This is a genomic window from Bacteroidales bacterium (assembly GCA_035353855.1).
GTDB lineage: Bacteria > Bacteroidota > Bacteroidia > Bacteroidales > CG2-30-32-10 > DAOQAK01.
Window position 1 is genome coordinate 1 of sequence record DAOQAK010000053.1, and the last position, 20,772, is coordinate 20,772.

The following is a 20,772-nucleotide window of genomic DNA, read 5'->3' on the forward strand; positions in this document are numbered from 1 at the left end:
AAGAACAGTCATGTAATCAATTGAAAATGTTCTAACTAAGACGCAACGCTAGTGAAAATATATTTGAAAATATATCGCCGCCTACCTGCCACGCCTGCATGCTTCGCAGCAATGCGGGCAAGGCAAGCGGGGCTTAGATTTATTTTGTAGTTTCTATTTATAAACATTTCGTCCCTATCGGGACTTAAATATTTTTCTCTGGGAACCTCTGTGAATCCTCAGTGTAACTCTGAGTAACATTTATTTTGAAGTTTTCATTATCACTTTTAATATCTGCTCACCTACTCCAATGCGGTAACCTTCAGAATAGAAAAACATTTTTCCCGATTTGTCAACATAAATTACAACCGGATATTTATTTACCAACGAACATCCTTTTTGATTCTCAATTTTCATAAAGAAATCATCCGTTTTATTATCGGCAATATAAATGCTTTGTTTCGGAAGCCCAGTAAACATTGAAGGGTTAAAAGTTGTTTTGCTTTTCGAGGGAATAACAAACAAAACAGCACCATTCCATTTTTCAAATGTTCCCTTTACCTCAGCAATATCAACCATTACATGCGTTGAAGGTTCTTTATCAGGATCGATAAAAACAATTACAGCTCCTTTATTTTTTGCAAGGTCTGATAATTTATATTTCTTATCCGTTGAAAAATCGTTCAGCATAATATTGACTGTATCAATTGTTCCATGCGGCGGACACAATGATTCACAAAATAAATTACTTTCGCTTAAGTAAAGGCAGTGAAGTCAATTTGGAAATAGTTTCTGCAGTTGCATCACCTTCTTTGCTGAATGCCCAAACAAATAAATATTTTAAAGTATGCTTCTTTTGAATTTTATTTATGGCATCTATTAAAAGTTTTTTTGTTATTCCTTTTCTACGGTATTCTTCGAGCACCAATGCAGAACAAAGATACAACGCTTCATATACTGTATTCATAGGTGTTTGATTGAACAATTCTTTTTCCGAAATTTTATGTTCAAGAAATTTATTCATCAGTTCAATTGTAGTGGGTATAAGCAAAACCCATGCTACCGGGCCATTACCATCATCAAATTCAGAAATAGTTGCAGGATGTATTTTCTTTAAACGCTTAATAACATTTTCATCAACATCAAGCTGCTCGGGGTCGTTCTTAACATGAAAAACTTCCTCTGCAAGTTTTATCATTCGCTCGAGATTAGTTAAAGACATAATATTTTTTTTCTTTTCTCGCAGATTTCGCAGATAATTCTCAACGTTAATCTGGGTTTCCTTCTTCGTCCATTAACGAGAAATTTTACTCAATAATCTTATACTTACTCTTCGCAACCTGTATCGAACAAAAATTAAAATGCCACCACTCGCTTTCCACATTAAAAAAGCCTGCATGGCACATTACCTTGCGCAATAATTTTCTGTTTTCAATTTGTTGCTGAGTAAGTTTTCCTTGTTTTAATAACGCTGCTTCATCAGCAGTACCGGATGTAATATCCATACAATCAAACGGGGTTCCCATATCAAGTACTTTGCCATTATCATCAAGAATACCAATATCAACAGCACAACCATAATTATGTATAGAGCCCATTGCAGGATTCGACAAATAATTTATTTTTTGCGAATTAGAAACACCGGAAGAATCCCACATGAATTGCTGCACATTAAGCGGACGGGCAGCATCATAAATAATTAACCGATAATCTTTTTTTAAATCATTTAAATATTTCTGTGCTTTTACCAAACTTTCGGCAACTTCTTTTTGCAAATAGGCTTTATCAAAATCGCCGTAAACATCGCGTTTCATAAAGTTGTCAAGTGTTGAGTATTTTATTTCAACAACAATACTTGTATCTATGCTGTGAATATCAACCAAACCCATACTGCGCATTTTTTCTTCAATCTTACTTATTGGTTTTTCTTTAACTACAACTTTTTTCAGCGAATCATTATCATTAATTTTATTCGAAGTATCCTGATTATTGCAAGAAAAAAATATTAAGAAAAAAATATATGTGAGGTATTTTAAATGGTTGAGCATTGTTGGATGTTTGACTTTAGACGTTAGATGTTGGGCGTTTGGCGTTTGATGTTTATTAATTTTATTTAGCGTTACATTTACTTTATCATAGAACACGAATGGCACTAATTATACGGATTTTCACAGATAATAAATTTGTTATTCTCCGCCGTGGCGGAGTCATTGATTGTCATTCATAGTCATCAATTGTCATTTATGGTTATTGATTGTAGTTTAAAATTGCGAATTGAACAGATTTCATTTTCCTAAAACAAACTTATTTACTTGTCATCTTGTCTACTTATTAACTTGTCTACTTCTCAACCACATTAGCATTCATCTTCAATTCCACTTTAGAATTTTTAGCATTGGAATAAACGGTAATCGTTTCTGATTTTATTCCCAGTTCATCGTGGCTATCGAATAAAATATTTATTTGTTGTGATTCGCCGGGAAGTATGGGATCTTTCGGAAAATCGGAAACAGTGCATCCGCAACTGGTTTCAACACCTGCAATAATTAAACTTGCTTCGCCTGTATTCCTGAAGACAAATGAATATACTTTCTTTTCGCCTTTTGTAACAGTTCCGAAATCATACGAATTATTTACAAATTTTATTTCAGGTAAAATATTTTTCTTTTCAACAGAATCTTTCGATTCATACATAATGATTTGTATCTTTCTTTCTAAAGCTGCAGCCCTGCTGTATATCGAGTTTCGCTCATCATTCGGATTATCGCTCACAAATTTATTCGACTGTAATTCACCAACAGGTTCTTCGTGAATGATAAGTTTTCCGCCATCTGCAGAAGTTCCGTTAAGGTATTTCAGAAATATACCGTTTTCATATTCATTAAAATAATTTTTCAAACTTGATATTCGTCGTTTGGCAAGCTTTGTATTGTATTCAGTGGTATGTAGCGGACTGCAAAAACCTTTTACGGTTATCTTCACTTCATTTCCTTTTTGCAAATCACGCAAAAGCCAATCGGTCATTTTTTGTAATTTTTCAAAACCGTTTTCCACATAGTTTGAAAAGAATTCCTGAATATCATTGATTGCTTTAGCTTCATCAGTACCTTTCAAACCTTTTGAATATTCTTTTTCATAAATTTCTTTCATCTCAATATAAGCGGCAAGAGTTGTCTTATAATTCAAGCGTGTGAATGTATCTCTTGAGCCCGGATCGGGAATATCATTGTGAAAATACAAAGTGAGCGGCAAGAGGTCTTTAATATTCTGTTCGTAATCTACAGTATCTTTTTTTACTTCAACAATCTTTACGGAATCTTTTTTTATTTTCTTTTTATTCAGCCATTCGTATGACCAGATATCATTGCAACATGTTTCACCTTTAATGTAAAACGAACCCGGGCGATTGGATGTAAAATATCCATCGGTGTCATTTTCATTTACTGAAAAATATAAATCGTTATAACTTGTATTAATTGGGAAGCCCATATTTTCGGGTATTTCCCATTCGTTCAATGTTCCTTTTGATTTAAAAATATCATAACCACCAAGTCCGTTGTACCAGTCGGAGCTAAAGAAAAGCGTATTTTTTTCTTTGTAATAGAAGGGAGAAATTTCATCGCCGGGAGTATTTATGTTGTTTCCCAAATTCAGAGGAGCATTGTAACTTCCTTTGTTTATCACCGAAAACCAAATATCGTATTTGCCATAACCACCGGGCATATTTGAAACAAAATACAAGACTTCTCTTCCATCATCGAGTTTTGAATACGATGGCTGTGTGCTGGTGTAGCCGGGTGCATTTATCCGGTCATCAAGTTTTACAGGCTTCTGCCATTTTCCATTTGCAAATTCTGTTACATAAATGACACACTTCATATCTGAAATTTTATCAACTGAGCAACGCGAGAAAAATATTTTTTTATGAATGGGAGTATATGTAATGTTTGCATTATTGCTCTCTTTATTATTGATGATGTACGGAAATTCGCGCCCTTTCGACCATCCGGCAATTGTATTTTTTGAAGAATAAATCCGTGAAAGATAAAAATTAGGAAGTATGTCCTGGTATTCATCTGCAGAATTAGGTCGCAATGCGGAATACACAAGCGATGTATCGCCAAGCTGCAAGGCACCAAATTCAGAGTACGGAGTGTTTACATTTTCAGTAAGATGTTCAATTAACACAGATACGGTGTCCTTCACCAGCTTCATTGCAAAGTCGCACGATTCAACTTCATGCAAAGCTTTTTGAGTATAATAGGAATCCTCTTTTTTATTCTTGTTGTAATATTTATAAAAATTATTTTTCGCTGTAGAATATTCTCCATTATTCTTATTCATCAATGCCAGATAAAATAATGCCAGAGGATATTTTTCGGTTTCTTTCGATTCATAAACTACCTGGTACCATTTTTCAGCTTGCCTGTAATCGTTGAATAAACGGCATGATTCGGCATATTTGTATGCAAGTTCAATATTTGTTGTATCACCGGAAAGAACAGAATAATAGTAAGTGGAAGCGCTGTAATAATCGCCATCAGCAAAAGCATCATCCCCAAATTTTAAATTTTCATCAGTCGTTTGTGCCAATAATGGCAGGCTATTCAGGCATATTATAAAAAACAGAATTTTTCTCATTACAAAATTATCTCAATGCTTGGTTGTTGGATGTTAGACGTTTGTTGTTTGTTGTTTGATGTTTATTGTTGCCGTTTTCCGCGACGGAGTTTGTTGTTTTTGTTAATATTAACGCTTCGCTTATGATTATTGTCATTCATCGTTATGTTAGTTTTTCTTTGTTATAATAATTTTTTCGAATGTCAACTTTTAACTCTAAACTAAAAACTCAAAACTATTATTAAAATATCGGACAAGGAATTTTCTTCACATACGTCTTCTTATATTTATTTATTATATAAATTATCGAAACTTCAAAACCTCCCATATAATTACTTGCCGGCACCAGAGTCGACGTATTCACATCATAACTTACACCAACTGAAACATCCCGGTAATCGATACCAGCAATAAAATTAAACGCATCATTAATTCGATAATACATTCCCAACGCTAAAGCAAAGTAATTGGCTTCATTTGGAACTTTAATAATTTTAGCCAATGCACCAATATCAATCTCCCTGTATTTTCCCTGGTTCATAAAAAGTATCCCCGGAAAAATATCTATATTTTTTTTAGCTCTAAACTGTGAACCAGCATGAATAACTATTTTTCTGTCAAGTTTAATAGAATTATCATAAAATAAAGATTGCTTTGGTCTGTTGATATGATACATTGCTATACCTGCATCAAATCCCTGTTTGCGATGTTTCAACAAATTCCAGAAGACACCGGCAGATATATCATAGAATAAAAAATTTGTTTTTGCAAAATGCTCATTATTGCCAAGAGCAGGATTATAAGCATTTCCATCGAACTGACTGTCGAAGATAAGTTGAGAATAATCAATGCTGCGTTGTGCTGCACCCAATTGTATTCCTGCTCCAACAAACTGGTTATTTATTCTGCTTATTGATTTAATATAAGAAAATGAAAGATTCACCTGCGTGGTGCTGAATTTAGAATCACCAGCAATATCGCGGTTTACAACCAAACCTACACCGAACATATCCTGTTTTAATAAACGCTTTATCACAGGCATATCAACCGAAGCAGAAAATGTTTTAAAAGGGACAGTAACTGAACGCCATTGTGATTTATTCTGCATGGTGAATCGTTGTGTTCCATAAAAAAAACCTGAAACAGCAGGATTCAGATTTAACGGACTGGTGTAATACTGCGTAAGATGAATGTCCTGTGCCTGAATAAAAAGAACAAAAAATAAATAAATTATTATATTGAGAAGTCGTTTATTCATTAAGTAATTTTAGTATTTATCTTACCCAAATTTTAATCTATTATTTATCAAAAAATATTATTGATATAATTTTATAACTGACTTCAATTTTATCGAGAAAATAAAATTATACTTACTTTATTAATACCACCTTACCATAGTATGTATATTCAGGTCCAAAAATTTCTCTAACATTTATATGATAAACATAAACATCAATTATCGCATCATTCCATGTACCCAGGTTATCTTCGGTTCCGTTCCATCCTTCGCATTTGTATTCGTCATCATACCATACATCAGTGTGATATATCATATTTCCCCAACGATTGTATATCCACATTTCAAAATTTTCGGGATCAACATTAATTCCCTGGGGGAAAAAGAAATCATTGATACCATCACCATCCGGAGTAAATGCATTAGGAATGTAAAACGCGAAAATATCGCGTACTTCAATATTTTCGTATGCTGTATCTTTACAGCCATTATTACCTGTTCCTATCAGAGTGATCAGGAAAGTGCCCAAACTGCAATATGTATGTTCTTCGGAAGACGCCCCTGAATATGTTGTTCCATCTCCGAAATCCCATTGCCAGTTAACAACATTATCAGCTGAGCTTCCAATAAAGTGAACAGGTAGGTCATCAATTAAAGTTAGAACTTTAGGGTAGGCAAACAATGAAATATTTAAATCTCCCGAATCACCTACAACAGCTGATATAACCTCAGAGCATTGTTTTATATCAGTAACTGTTACATTATAAGTTCCCGAATGAAGTCCGGAAATTACCGGTGTATTTTGTATTGAACCGGCGCCCCAATCATAGGTATACCCGGAGCTACCTGTAGCAATTACTGTAGCTGTTCCGTTACCCTGAAAACAAACATCAGGTGTTGAATGCACATTTATATCAAAACTCTGAACAGGTGTAACATCAATTGTATCAATAATACTACAGTCCAATGAGTCGGATACTCTTACAATATATTCACCGCTACATAGGTCTGTAATGGTAGAATTACTCTGCATCCCAGGTAACCATGTGTATTCATATGGAGGGCTGCCGCCGGAAACACTTACTGTAGCAGTACCATTACACAAGCTACATGTATCGGGAGTCATAGATAAAATTAATAAAGGAGGATTAATTGAAGCCAACTGAATTATTTCAGAAGTGGTACAATGATTCGCATCAGTAATTGTAATCGTATAATTTCCTTCACACAAGTTATTTAATGTTTGTGTATGACTACCATTACTCCATTGGTAATCGTACGGAGATGTTCCACCTGTTACAGTTAATGTAATCTGCCCATTACACATATTCTTACATGTTGGTGTAATTCCAGGTTGAATATTAACATTTACATTTGCAATATATACATGAACACTATCAATTTTTGAACAATGCTGATTCAATGCCTGAATATAATATGTTGCAGAAACATTTGTAGAAACAACCACAGAACTGTCAGTAGTAGGATTATTTAAAATATTAGTAAAATCAGGCGTATCAGACCAAATGAAATTTGTTGCCGTTCCTGATGAGTTCGCGTCAAGCGTAACACTTCCCTGGCACATTGTTGTATCATTACAGGCATTTAATGTTATTGAATAAACGGTTACCTGCTTGATCACGGTATCAATCGAATTACATGCTCCTGTATTTTCAACAATAAGTGTAACATAATATACCCCGGGTAAAGAGTACGAATGATAAGGGTTTTCAAGAGCAGAAGTTGCTCCATCGCCAAACGACCATTGATATGTAGCATCAGCAGAGTTGCTAACGGTAGAAGTATTCTGAAAATAATTGTTTTCAGAAATACATGCATCAGGAGGAAGGAAATCGGCAATCACCATTGGCATTTCAAAATCAAATTTAAAAAGAGCATTATTACAGTTGGTGCTATTATTCGTATTTGACCATGCCCCTGGTGTTGTAGGGAAATCATCAAAACTGCCACATCCGGCACAAACCGACTGGTATATTCTTCCCTGCCTGTCAAATCTGCTGGTTCCTCCATCAACATGATCATTAGAATTTGGACTACCAAAATAGGTAGCGTAAATAAGCGATGAAGCATCATCATTGATTACAAGCAAATAATAATCATTATTATCTGTAGTGCTTTGAAATGCATCTGATGTTATTGGAAGACCAGCAGTACCACCAAAACCATTTGTATTAGGTCCTCCCCATCCAGTCATATATATTTTATTACAAATATCAACCAGAAAAGCTGTAGGAGAAATATCAGGTCCACCATTACCAGTGCCAAAAGTTGTTGACCATGCTAATGAATTTAATGAAGAATTTATTTTACTCACAAACTGCCCGCCATTCGGTTTATTCCATGTGGCATTATATATCATTGTCGTTCCTGTAGCTGCTGTTTGTCCGTATACATAGATATTATTTGAATTGTCAATATCTATCAAATACGACTGGTCGTAGGCATCAGAACCGTAATAGGTAGAATTTAAGATAGAATTTCCATTCGCACTTATTTCGGAAATGTATCCATCCGAATTGCCTCCCAGATATGAAGTATGCAATGCACCTGATGTAACAGGAAAATTTGCAGAAGCTGTTCCACCGGTAACATAAACATTTTTGTTATCATCGAGAACTATACCGTATGTTGCATCATTTCCATTTCCTCCAAGATATGAAGCCCATATCATACTTGAAAGATTTGCATTCAATTTGAATACACAACCATCCTGATCGCCGCCTCCAGCGGTAGTTTGAAACGCACCTGATGTAACAGGGAAATCGATTGAATTCGTTGTGGAAACAATATACACATTGCTATTTGCATCAGTCATTACTTCACCACGGGCACCATCAGCATAATTCTTTGAAAGTATCGAAGGGTAATTCATACCGTCATTCTTAGTCCCTCCAACAAACGTGGAAGCAACCAATTGTGTTCCGTCTTCACTTAATTTAGATACGAATATATCAATCCCATTAGAAAATATAATTGCGCCATCATATGTAATATTATCACCACCATTAAAACTTTGATCATAAGCCCCTGCTGTTACAGGGTAGTTCAAAGAACCCGTTGTTCCAAAAAGAACAAGTTCATTCTGTTCATTGACAATCATACTATGAGGAAGCTCATTTGCAGAGCCGCCTAAATAGGTTGCCCACAAACGCTGTGTTCCTGATGAATCATATTTGATGATTGATATATCACAGCCGTATCCACTACCAACATCTCCGCCACCATAATTTACCTGATAAGCTCCTGTAGAAACAGGAAATCCTGTACCAAATGCAACTCCACCTGAATATGCATTTCCATACGTGTCATATGTTGCGGTAAAGCCCCAGTTGTCAACGGTTGAACCCGAATAGGTTGAAAAAATTAAAGTAGGATCAATGATTAATTCTTTTGTTTTATCATAACCTTTCGGAAATTCAAACGATAAAATATTTCCTGTCAGCTTATATTTACATTCAACTTGTACTTTATTTTTTCCTTTATACTGATATGCTTCAGGACTAAGTTCCGTAACTTCATTCACTGAAGTTTTTATATAAATGTTTCCTTCACGTATTGCAATTACATCAACACCTTCATACTGAAGTTTAATATTATTAATATCAGCACCGGGTTGCAATGTAAAATCATATTTCATTAAAAAATTATTTTCATAAATACATAAATCAGTTTTAGCATAAAGTTCTTTATAAGTTACGCTTCGGTATGATTTAACTTTCGATGCCCATTTGTTTTTATCATTTCCGATAAAATAATTATAGCACCCTGCTTTCTGCTCATTAGCCACAACATTAACATCCGGCTTTGCATTCAGAAAGTTTATTTTATAAGCATGATGATTAATGATAAAATCGGAAGGAAGTAATTTTTCTCTTTTATCAGGTGGTAATGTTTTGTACTGTTGTATTTTTTTTACTGCTTTTAAATCTTTAAATGCAAATGTAAAACCGTTTTTCCCAAGAAAAACTGCGCCACCACAAATTTCTGACTTATATAAAACATTTTCATCCCACTGATTTTTATTTTCAATAAATTCAAGATTGCCTTCATGCTGGGGCTGTGCAAATAAAGAATTATTAATACCACATAAAAATATTATGAAGTAAAAAAACAGAAACAGGATATTGAATTTTATTTTCAAGATTAACTTAATAATTCCTTATACAAATATATGATTTTTGTCAAAAGAACTGTTTGATATTCGTATTATTTTATCAATGTGATATTCCCTTTTTTAACGAATTCCATATCATTGATACAAGTAGCTTTCAGGTAATAATCGAAAACTTCAGGATCGCATTTCCGCCCTCTGAAAGTGCCGTCCCATCCTGTATTCATATCGGAAGTTTCAAAAACTCTTTCACCCCAATGGTCATAAATTGCAAAATAAATACTCTTCAACACATTGCTTCTCACATACACAACATCGTTATTATTATCGTCATTTGGCGTAAAGGCATTCGGAACAAAAATCTGTGAATCATCGCACAGGACTTCATTAACATAAATTATAATTGTGTCTTTATATTCACAACCAAACTGATCAATAATAGTTACAATATACATTGTTGTTGACGGCGGTGTTGCAATAGTATTTGGAGACGATGGGTTGGCAACACTTCCGGCTGGCGACCATGAATAGGTTGCATTCGGAATTACGGTTGTATGAATCCCGGTGCTTTGAGTATAATAAATCACAGAATGGTCAGCATATGTATAAATATCCGGCGGATGTATTATTGAATCAGGAATAGAAACAGAATCAATAGCCCTGCAATCGTGAACATCAGTAACAGTAATGTAATAGGTACCTGAACATAAATACATAATAAAATCATCATCTTTTCCATTATCCCAATGATAAGTATATTGAGGCGTACCACCTGTGGCAGCAGCCAATGCAACGGCATTACATGAATCAGAACATACTGAAGTTAATGCAGAAAGATTCGCTTCCAGTTTTGAAGGCTCAGTAAATAATACTGTGCCTATAGCCGGGCAATGATAAGCATCATAGACAGTAACAGAATAACTACCGGCACAAAGATCATTTACTGTTTGCGAAGTTTCCGAATTACTCCACAAATATGTATATGGAGATATTCCTCCCGATGGGATTACTGTAGCGTGCCCGTTACATGAATCCTTACAACTTGGCATGGAAACAAATGATATGATTGCATCCATTTCAACAATATTCACACGAACACTGTCAATCCTGCTGCAATTATATTGGTCAAATGCCTGAACATAATATGTTGTAGAAACAAGTGGGCTAACAATAACAGAATTATTCGTTAATGGATTATTTAACGTATCAGAAAAATTATTTGTCGTTGACCAGACGTATATATTAACTCCGCCTGTAGCTGTGGCATTTGCCGATAGCATCACATTACCTTTACAAATTGCTGTATCAGGTTCTGCATTTATAATAAGATCAGTTATAACAATATGTTTAGTAATGGTATCAGAAGCATTACAACTTCCGGTATCGGAAACAATAAGTGTTACATTATATGTTCCAGGAATACTATACAAATGAGTAGGATTTATTTGAGTTGAATTACTTCCATCACCAAACGTCCATAAATAATTTACACCGGGTGCTCCCGATGTATGAGAAGTATTTTGAAAATTAATATTTAACGGGCCGCAATCCTCAGGCTTAATAAAATCAGCTATTACAAGCGGCATATTAAAATCGAATTTAAAAAGTGCATTATTACAATTAGGGCTGTTATCAGTATTTGACCAAGCACCGGGTGTTGTAGGAAAATCATCCCAACTACCATTACATCCTGCACAAACCGATTGATATATTCTACCTCTTCTATCGAAACGACTGGTGCCCCCATCTACATGATCGACTGCATTAGGACTTCCAAAATAAGTTGCATATATCAATGCTGAAGCATCATCACTCATAACTAGCAAATAATAGTCACTTCCATTAGTTGAATCCTGATAAGCATCTGACGTTATTGGAAGACCTAATGTACTTCCCCATCCTGAAATATAAATCTTATTACACAAATCAACAAGAAAAGCAGTAGGAGAAATATCCGGTTTATAATCACCCTTACCAAAATTAGTTGACCAGATTAATGTATCGAGATTAAAATTTATTTTGCTGATGAACTGTCCACCACTATCAGTTGCCCAATTTGCATTATAAATTAAGGTATTAAGCGAATCGGCTGTTTGCCCGTAAACATATATATATCCTTCTTTATCACGCTGGATAAGATAGGCCTGATCATAGTTCATTGAGCCATAATATGTGGATTTCAAAATACTACTGGCATCATTATTAATTTTTGTAATAAATCCATCTGATATACCACCCAAATATGATGTATGTAAAGCACCTGCTGTTACAGGAAAATTTGGGGATGATGTACCACCGGCAATGTATGCGTTTTGATCATTATCAAGTGCAATGCCATAAGCTGCATCATTACCGCTTCCACCAAGGTATGAACTCCAAAGTAAATTTGATAATGATGAATTCATTTTAAACATGCAGGCATCCTGCCCACCTCCACCGGGATTGTTTTGAAATGCGTTAGCTGTTACAGGAAAATCAATGGAATTGGTTGTTGAAACAACATATACATTATTATTTTCATCTGTCATAACTTCACCACGGGCGCCATCTGCATAATTATATGAAAGTATTGAGGGGTCGTTTAATCCGTCATTTTTTGTGCCACCTATATATGTTGATGCTAATAAAGCTGTTCCATCAGCCTTTATTTTCGAGACAAAAATATCAATGCCTTTTGAAAATTTTATTACACGATCATACATTATAGAGTCTCCACCCATAAAAGTTTTATCATAAGCATTATTAGTAACAGGAAAATCTGATGAACCTGTTGTTCCATAAAGAACTAATTCATCGTTTGTATTTACAATCATACTATGAGGCATATCATTTCTTGAACCACCCAGGTATGTCGCCCATAAACGATGGGTTCCAGAAGAATCGTATTTTATAATTGCTGCATCGCACCCAAGAAGGCAATAATTATTAGACATATTGGGATTATACTCCCCGCCACCAAATATTTCCTGGAAAGCGCCAACAGAAACAGGATAACCAGTACCAAATGCAATTCCACCTGAGTATGCATTTCCATATGAATCGAAAGTTGCTGTAAACCCCCAGTTATCAATAGTAGAACCTGAATAAGTTGAAAAAATTAATGTCGGGTCAATTATTAAATCCTTTGATTTATCATATCCTTTGGGAAAAATAAAAGTTAAAACATTTCCCGATAATTTATATTTACATTCAATCTTTGTTGTATTATTTCCATTCATCTGGTATGCATCCGGACTAAGTTCAGTCACTTCATTTACAGATGTCTTTATATAAAGATTTCCTTCACGTAATAAAATATTATCCAACCCTTCGTACTGAAGTTTTATTTCATCAACAGCAGCACCCGGATGAAGAATAAAATCATATTTCATATGGGAATCGCTTTCATAAACTTTTAAATCCGTTTTTTCATAAAGACTTTTATACAAAACCATTCCATACGATTTTACTTTTGATGCCCATTTCGTTTTATCTTTTCCAAGATAATAATTGTAATAGCCATCTTTTGGTTCATCAGCACTAACAAGCGCATCCAGTCTTGCATTCAGGAAATTTATTTTATAAGCATGGCATTTTATCCTGAAATCAGCCGATGGGATTTTATCAATTTTTCCGGTAAGATTATTTTTAAATTTTAATAAATTTTGAATGGCCGCAACATCTTTAAAAACAAATGTGAAACCGTTTTTTTCAAGATAGACCGCACCACCACTTATATCCGATTTATAAAGGATATTCTTCCCCCATTGATTTTTATTTTCGATAAATTCCTGGTTGCCGCCATGATAATGCCCATCCTGGGCATATACAGCAGTACTCAAACTGAATAAACCTAAAATGAAGTAAAAAAATATTTTTATTCTTTTAAATCCTAAATTCAAAATTACATGAATTGCTCTATATGCGAAGATAGAATTTTTTGCGAAAAGGTTGCCTTGATTTATCACTTTTTTTTATTCATCCGGCATTATTTTATTCCGCTTTATCAAAAATACTCATAAATATATTGAATCTTATAATTCTGATTGATCCCGCGACCATGACGGTCGACAGTAACATAGACCTCATCCAGTTTATTATTTTCGTTGAACTTCCTTGTTATCCTGCTGTTTAATTCTCCTGCTTCATTGGTTTCAGTTTGTTCTGTCATATTACCTCTTTCATCATAAGTAAAAACTGTAGTACTGGCACTATACTGCTCTTCTTCTTCTATCTTAACTAACTGTTCTTTTTCATTCAATTCATAAAGTTGTTTTGAAACAAGTTTGTTATTCACATAATTTAATACTTCCGATTTTTCATCTTTTTCATTATAGATAATTTCTGTTCGTGTAGTTTTATCGTCAACGGCAATATATCGTTCAATTTTTGTTTCATTACCTTTTTCATCATAATCAATATGAAGTTTATTAGTAACAATCCCCTCAGCATCTGTAGAAATTTCACTTGAAAGTTTCCCATTCTCGTAGGTTAAAACTTTTTTTGATTCCAATTCTCCATCCGAATCGACAGTATTTTTCTCAATCAAATTATTATTTTCGTCATACAAATAATTCGTTATGTCAAAAGAGCCATCGGCATAATACAGCTTTGAGTTCAGCACATCACATTTCTCATTATATTCATAAGTTTTCTTTTCATCAATTTCATCGTCTTCATTATATAAAAGTTCTTCAATAACTTTTCCCTGTGTGTTATATTTATTGACACATTTCTGTTCAACAGAACCATCTTTACTATATGATATTTCCATTAAAGGATGTTCATCAGTATCATATTCTGCATACGCCGATTTGAATGGTTTTATATTTTCAAAATTCTCGCCGGCGCCTGTCTGCATATAATCAAAATGTAATGTAGTAATGGTTTTTATTGCTGTCATATTATTTTATTTAAATTTTATCTTCTGAATTCTGAATTCAAAAATTATTACTTTTACCCTGCAAATATCTTAAACAGAATTATATTTACGAAATATCAACACAAATAAATCACTCCCATGAAAAAAATATTTTTAACAACAGTAATAATTTTGATTATTCCATTACTCATGAAATCGCAGGACATCATTAAATACCCGGTTACCAAAAAAGTTGACACCATTGATACTTATTTTGGCACTAAGGTGCCCGACCCATACCGCTGGCTCGAAGATGATACATCAGCAGCTACATCAAATTGGGTTAAAGAAGAAAATGCCGTTACCGAAAAATATTTTGAAAAAATTCCTTTTCGCAACATATTGAAAGAACGTCTTACCAAAATCTGGAACTATCCAAAATTCGATGTTCCTTTTAAAGGCGGCACAAAATATTTCTTTTATAAAAACGATGGAATGCAGAATCAAAGCGTGCTCTATATTCAGGATGCACTCGACAAAGAACCCCGCGTAATGCTCGATCCGAATAAGCTTTCTACCGATGGCACTGTTGCTCTTGCTGAATTATCAGTTTCAAATAATGGTAAATATCTTGTTTATTATACGTCAACCGGTGGTTCCGACTGGAACGAAGGTTATGTGATAGATATTGAAAACAACAAACTTCTTACCGACCATCTGAAATGGATAAAATTTTCGGGCATTGCCTGGAAAGGTGATGGATTCTACTATAGCCGTTACGACGAACCGGAAAAAGGAAAAGAACTTTCTCAAAAAAATGAATTTCAGAAAATGTATTACCATAAAATTGGGGACGAACAAAGCAACGATATTTTAATATACAGCAATAAAGATAACGCAGAACGCAATTACGGAGCGCAAACTACCGAAGATGAAAAATTTTTGATTATGTCGGAAACCGAGACTACCAGCGGGAATGGATTATATTATCTTCGACTTGATAAAAACGAAAAAGAATTTAAACAAATAGCAAAAGGTTTTGATTTTGATTATGGAGTTATTGATGATTATAATGACAAACTCATTATGATTACCAATTGCCATGCGCCTAAATATAAACTGGTTTTAGTTGACCCGGAAAAACCTGAAGAAAAAAATTGGGTAACCATTATTCCTGAAAAAACAGAAGTACTACAAGGTGTTTCTTATGTTGGCGGAAAACTTATTGCCGAATACCTAAAAGACGCTTACAGCAAATCATACATTTACACACTTGACGGAAAACTGGAAGGCGAAGTGCAGTATCCATGCATAGGCTCAGCAGGCGGTTTCAGCGGTAAAAAAGAAGATAATATTGCTTTCTATTCATTCACATCATTTACTTTCCCTGCAACTATTTATAAATTTGATGTGAGTGCTAACAAATCTACAGTATATAAAAAACCTGAAATTGATTTTAATGCTGAAAACTTTGAAACCAAACAAGTGTTCTATACCAGTAAAGACGGCACTAAAATTCCAATGTTCCTTATTTACAAAAAAGGAATCGTGCTGAATGGAAACAATCCTACTTTATTATATGGATATGGTGGTTTTAATATCAGTTTAACTCCAAGTTTCAGTTTGAGCCGTCTGCTTTTTATTGAAAATGGTGGAATATATGCCATGGCAAATATTCGCGGAGGTGGTGAATATGGAGAAGACTGGCATATGGCAGGAACCAAAATGAAAAAACAAAATGTTTTCGACGACTTTATTTATGCTGCTCAATATTTGATCGACAATAAATTTACATCTTCCGAAAAGCTTGCTATCATGGGCGGTTCAAACGGTGGTTTATTAATTGGTGCTTGTATGACTCAGCGCCCTGATTTATTTAAAGTGTGTATTCCACAGGTTGGAGTTATGGACATGTTACGTTATCAGAAATTCACAATTGGTAAAGCATGGTCGAGCGACTATGGCACCAGCGAAGATAGTCCTGAAATGTTTAAATATATTTATGGTTATTCTCCGCTTCACAATATCAAAGCCGGTGTAAAATATCCTGCAACGCTTGTAATGACAGCAGATCACGACGACCGCGTTGTGCCTGCACATTCATTTAAATTCATTTCCACGTTACAGGAAAAGCAAACAGGCATTAATCCTGTTCTCATTCGTATTGAATCAATGGCCGGACATGGCGCAGGAAAACCGACTTCAAAAATTATCAATGAATATTCTGACCTGTATTCTTTTATTATGTTTAATTTGGGTATGAATCCTAAATATTAATTTTATTATGAGATATTTTATTGGAATCATTCTTGGGATCTTGATCGTGATCATAGGCTATAGCACAAATAAAACAAGCTGTAACGAACAAGTTGTTCACAACATTGACAAATGGCATACCAGCATCAGCATTTCCAATAGATATTCTTTATCAGTGAAGGATGCTTATGCTGTTGTAAAAGACTCTTTAATGAAAAAAAATGCCTTCATTTATATTTTGAACAAAAAATTTTATAAGCAGGATAATTTTAAAAATATTATAAGTATCCATTCAAAAAATATTTATTCCGCAGCCGGTCATGGCAGCTATTATGAAGGCGACAGCATTGTACGCTGGGAAAAATATTACAATAAAAAAAATATTTTGATTCATGAGCTTTTTGTTAATTACGTTTCTTATAAAAGCAAAGTACCAAATGATTCCACTACAACGAACGGTTTTGTTCCAATTTGGACCGTTGTAAAACGAGACACATTAGGACCTTTATATTACGTTCAGATTCCTGATAAATATTCTGTCGAGATGGGAGATGCTTATGCTTTTAATATTTGTGGTGATTCAACAATAACAAATGATATACTTGATGATTTTGAAATAAAATAATTTTAAAAATTTCAATCCGCCATAGACTTACTAAAATCCAAGATAAAATGTTCAACCCCTACGGGGTTGCATATTTCAGTTCTATTTTCTTCCTTGCTTTTCATGCGAGGTTACCAATATTTTATAAAAAGATTATCATTACAAGAACATTGCTCTGATGGATATTGTTTATAGCTAAAGCACCTACAACTTTTAACAACTTACTAAACCAGCTGCCATCAACCTACACCTCATTACAAAAAAATTTCAAGTCCTAAATCACAAATTTAAAATTCCAATAAATATTTTTCTTTGGATTTGGAATTTGGTTTTTGAATTTTGTCTTGGTTCTTAAGATTAAGGTAAATCCGAAGGTTTTGAAAAATCAGGATTATTGATAAATGTTGAATCGGTAAGCGTTAGCAGAAATGCTTTCAGGTCGGCTTTATCAGAAGGCAACAATTGTACACCACCATCATTAACTTTTTTCATAAACGGGTGAACATACGGCGACCACACCAAACCTTCGCTATAAAAATTAATGACATCATCCAATGTTGCAAAACGCCCATCGTGCATGTATGGTCCTGTCAAAGAAATATTCCGCAAGGTCGGAGCTTTATATGCACCAATATCCATAGGATCGCCGGTAACGGCATAGCGGTCGCGGGTATCCGTAAATACTGAATCTTTAGCATTATTATAAAAGCCATTTGTGGTCAGTAAAATAGTTCCATGACAATGAAAACAATCGCCCTGCTCCGTATTGAAAATTACGTAACCGTTCATCTCCTGCGCTGTCAAGGTTTTTTCACCTTTTAAATATTTATCGAATTTACTGTTTGATGAAATAAGTGTACGTACAAATTGCGCAATAGCTTTTGAAATGTTTTTAAAGGTAACTGTTTCGGAACCAAAAGCAGCTTTAAACATAGGTGGGTAAATAGCAATAGCCTGTATAGCAGCTTTACATGAATTGGTATCGCTGTGGAATTCATGAGGAGCTACAGCCCCCATCCAGCCAAGGTCTTCAATGTTTCCACCGTATGTTGTTGGAGTATTGAACACCGGGTTATCATGTTCCACTTTGCCATTCCACAAATATCCCGAACTGTTAAAGACAAGGTTTATCAAGGGCATCATTACATGCGGTGTTTGAATTCCTGTTACACCATGAGCATATCCAACACCATTTTCAAAAGCGTATTGCTGCGAATGACAGGTTCCGCACGACATCATGGTATCTTTCTTTCCACACAATCTTCCATCATAAAATAAATACCTTCCCAACCTAACACCTTCAACTGTCATAGGATTGTCGGCAGGAATATTTAATACTGTCGGAAAATATTTCGGAATAACTATATTATATGGAGTCGGTCCAGGATTATTATCTGAAGGCAATGGTTCATCTTTATCACACGCAACAATAAAAGCAATTAAAAATAACCCGATAAAAAAAATTATGTATAATTTATTTTTCAAAATAGCCGGAATATATTTTCAATACAAAGTTAACAAAGATGATTGATTTGTAAAACTATTTTAACTTTGACGATAATTATACCGACAGAAAAAAGGTTTGCAAAAATATTTTTTGTTTTCTGTACGGTATAACTCGTTCTAAACAGTTTTGCTTTTGCAAACCTGATAAGAACGAGTATAAATTAGAGATATTACATGAAATCGAAAAAGGAAAATATTTTTATTCTTATTTCAGGAATCGCTTTCCTTGTATTGTTTGGGATTTGCTCCTATTTCAATCGATTTGCTGTTGATGATTACTACCATATTCACAACGAACATATTTTGGGAATATGGGGAGGAATGCTCGAAGGCTATAATAATTGGGGCGGGCGATGGACATCCTATTTATTATGGAATACTGTTTATCATTTTCACGACAACCGTTCAATAATATTTATTTATACTTTTTTAATAATTTTATTTTTCATCCTTGCGATCTATGGTATTTCAAAAGAGTTATTCTCCTTTTCGGGTATTTACAACACAAGGCACTCCGCATTAATGGTCAGTTTACTTTTTTCTGTCTTCTTTTTTTTATTTTCATTCAACAAAGGTGAAGTCTGGTTTTGGATTGTATCAACTGCAATGTACATAGTGAGCCTGATATTTTTTCTTTTTATTTTAAGATTGATTATTTCAACAAAGCGAAAAATACTTTTATACCTGCTTTTGATCATATTCTCTATTTATGCAGGAGGAGCCAGCGAAATATATGCCTTCTTTTATATTTTAATATTGTTATCATTGTTTATTGTTACCATGGTTTTCCCAAAAGACCAGGTATCTCAAAGATTAAAAGAAACTTCATTAATAAAAATAATCATAGCTTTAATATTTACCACAACAGCATTTATTATTTCTGTTAAAGCTCCGGGTAATGCAATAAGAACATCATGGTTACCCGAACCATCATTCAGTAAAACAATCTATATCACTTTTAAAGAACTGGCAAAAATCATTTTATTTAAATTTTCATTACAATTACACTGGGCTGTTTTATTTAGTATTCCATTTATGTACGTTGGTTTTATTCATGGAATAAATTCAGATATCATACCGTTGAAAAAAATTATTAAACCATTAATGATTTCTTTTTTAGGTCTTTTTATTTTGATTTATATTTTACTATTCCCTTCCTGTTATATTTTATCAGAAGCCGGTCCTGACAGGTCGCTCTCTATGATAATAATTTCTGTAGCTATTTTTATTGCAGGCTGGTCGTACCGTATCGGGAAGTGTTGTATAAAAAGCAATAGAGTTATACAAAAACTGTTTTATGTTTCCATGTCGCTGATTATTGTTTTTATTATTTATTTATGTTACCAGCAATACAATACACTTTCAAAATATGCAGCAGCGCTCGACAAACGAAGTGAATTGCTTCAACAATTACAACAGGTAAAAAATAAAAAGACTATTGTAGTTTCACCTCTTCCCTCTAATGGATATTTATATTCAGCAGAAATTTCAAACGACACCAATTACTTTAGCAATGAGCATTACAGACTAGGTTTGTTTTTAGATTTTAAAGTGAAGAAAGAATAAAACAATCTTCACATAAAAAATCTGCTTAACTT

Annotated in this window: 12 protein-coding genes; 3 read left to right on the top strand and 9 right to left on the bottom strand. The window is 34.0% G+C overall.

From position 1 onward, the window contains the following. Positions 1–240 precede the first annotated feature (240 nt). From PKK00_12500 to PKK00_12535, 8 genes are all read right to left on the bottom strand, one after another. Entirely contained in the window at positions 241–669 is a 429-nt protein-coding gene (locus PKK00_12500) for a hypothetical protein (protein ID HNW99221.1), read from the bottom strand. 55 nt (positions 670–724) lie between these two features. Next, positions 725–1,201, bottom strand: a complete 477-nt coding sequence (locus tag PKK00_12505; protein ID HNW99222.1) for a hypothetical protein — start codon at positions 1,199–1,201, stop codon at positions 725–727. Between the two features lie 85 nt (positions 1,202–1,286). Further along, complete coding sequence (locus tag PKK00_12510; GenBank protein HNW99223.1) at positions 1,287–2,027, bottom strand: M15 family metallopeptidase; 741 nt, start codon at positions 2,025–2,027, stop codon at positions 1,287–1,289. A gap of 292 nt (positions 2,028–2,319) precedes the next feature. Then, positions 2,320–4,620 carry a DUF1573 domain-containing protein gene (locus PKK00_12515; GenBank protein HNW99224.1) on the bottom strand — a complete coding sequence of 767 codons (2,301 nt, stop codon included), beginning with the start codon at positions 4,618–4,620 and terminating at the stop codon, positions 2,320–2,322. Positions 4,621–4,840: 220 nt separating this feature from the next. Further along, positions 4,841–5,857 carry a PorP/SprF family type IX secretion system membrane protein gene (locus tag PKK00_12520; protein ID HNW99225.1) on the bottom strand — a complete coding sequence of 339 codons (1,017 nt, stop codon included), beginning with the start codon at positions 5,855–5,857 and terminating at the stop codon, positions 4,841–4,843. Positions 5,858–5,969: 112 nt separating this feature from the next. Next, a complete protein-coding gene (locus PKK00_12525; protein ID HNW99226.1) occupies positions 5,970–9,998 on the bottom strand; it encodes a PKD domain-containing protein in 4,029 nt (1,342 codons plus the stop codon). A gap of 65 nt (positions 9,999–10,063) precedes the next feature. Next, entirely contained in the window at positions 10,064–13,789 is a 3,726-nt protein-coding gene (locus PKK00_12530) for a PKD domain-containing protein (GenBank protein ID HNW99227.1), read from the bottom strand. A gap of 164 nt (positions 13,790–13,953) precedes the next feature. Beyond that, a complete protein-coding gene (locus tag PKK00_12535) occupies positions 13,954–14,850 on the bottom strand; it encodes a hypothetical protein (protein HNW99228.1) in 897 nt (298 codons plus the stop codon). Positions 14,851–14,967: 117 nt separating this feature from the next. On the opposite strand from PKK00_12535, the gene PKK00_12540 reads away from it, so the two are divergent. Beyond that, the gene (locus tag PKK00_12540) at positions 14,968–17,085 is read left to right on the top strand and encodes a prolyl oligopeptidase family serine peptidase (GenBank protein ID HNW99229.1); all 2,118 of its coding nucleotides are present in this window, start codon (positions 14,968–14,970) and stop codon (positions 17,083–17,085) included. A 7-nt stretch (positions 17,086–17,092) separates the two neighbouring features. After that, entirely contained in the window at positions 17,093–17,689 is a 597-nt protein-coding gene (locus tag PKK00_12545) for a hypothetical protein (protein HNW99230.1), read from the top strand. A 336-nt stretch (positions 17,690–18,025) separates the two neighbouring features. Here PKK00_12545 and PKK00_12550 read toward each other — a convergent pair whose 3' ends face one another. Then, positions 18,026–19,153, bottom strand: a complete 1,128-nt coding sequence (locus tag PKK00_12550) for a cytochrome c peroxidase (protein ID HNW99231.1) — start codon at positions 19,151–19,153, stop codon at positions 18,026–18,028. A 195-nt stretch (positions 19,154–19,348) separates the two neighbouring features. On the opposite strand from PKK00_12550, the gene PKK00_12555 reads away from it, so the two are divergent. Next, entirely contained in the window at positions 19,349–20,740 is a 1,392-nt protein-coding gene (locus PKK00_12555; GenBank protein HNW99232.1) for a hypothetical protein, read from the top strand. Positions 20,741–20,772 lie beyond the last annotated feature (32 nt).

Excerpts from the sequence above, each read along its gene's own strand:
- PKK00_12500 (HNW99221.1), bottom strand. The coding sequence starts at position 669 with ATGCTGAACGATTTTTCAACGGATAAGAAATATAAATTATCAGACCTT.
- PKK00_12505 (HNW99222.1), bottom strand. The coding sequence starts at position 1,201 with ATGTCTTTAACTAATCTCGAGCGAATGATAAAACTTGCAGAGGAAGTT.
- PKK00_12510 (HNW99223.1), bottom strand. The coding sequence starts at position 2,027 with ATGCTCAACCATTTAAAATACCTCACATATATTTTTTTCTTAATATTT.
- PKK00_12515 (HNW99224.1), bottom strand. The coding sequence starts at position 4,620 with ATGAGAAAAATTCTGTTTTTTATAATATGCCTGAATAGCCTGCCATTA.
- PKK00_12520 (HNW99225.1), bottom strand. The coding sequence starts at position 5,857 with ATGAATAAACGACTTCTCAATATAATAATTTATTTATTTTTTGTTCTT.
- PKK00_12535 (HNW99228.1), bottom strand. The coding sequence starts at position 14,850 with ATGACAGCAATAAAAACCATTACTACATTACATTTTGATTATATGCAG.
- PKK00_12540 (HNW99229.1), top strand. The coding sequence starts at position 14,968 with ATGAAAAAAATATTTTTAACAACAGTAATAATTTTGATTATTCCATTA.
- PKK00_12545 (HNW99230.1), top strand. The coding sequence starts at position 17,093 with ATGAGATATTTTATTGGAATCATTCTTGGGATCTTGATCGTGATCATA.
- PKK00_12555 (HNW99232.1), top strand. The coding sequence starts at position 19,349 with ATGAAATCGAAAAAGGAAAATATTTTTATTCTTATTTCAGGAATCGCT.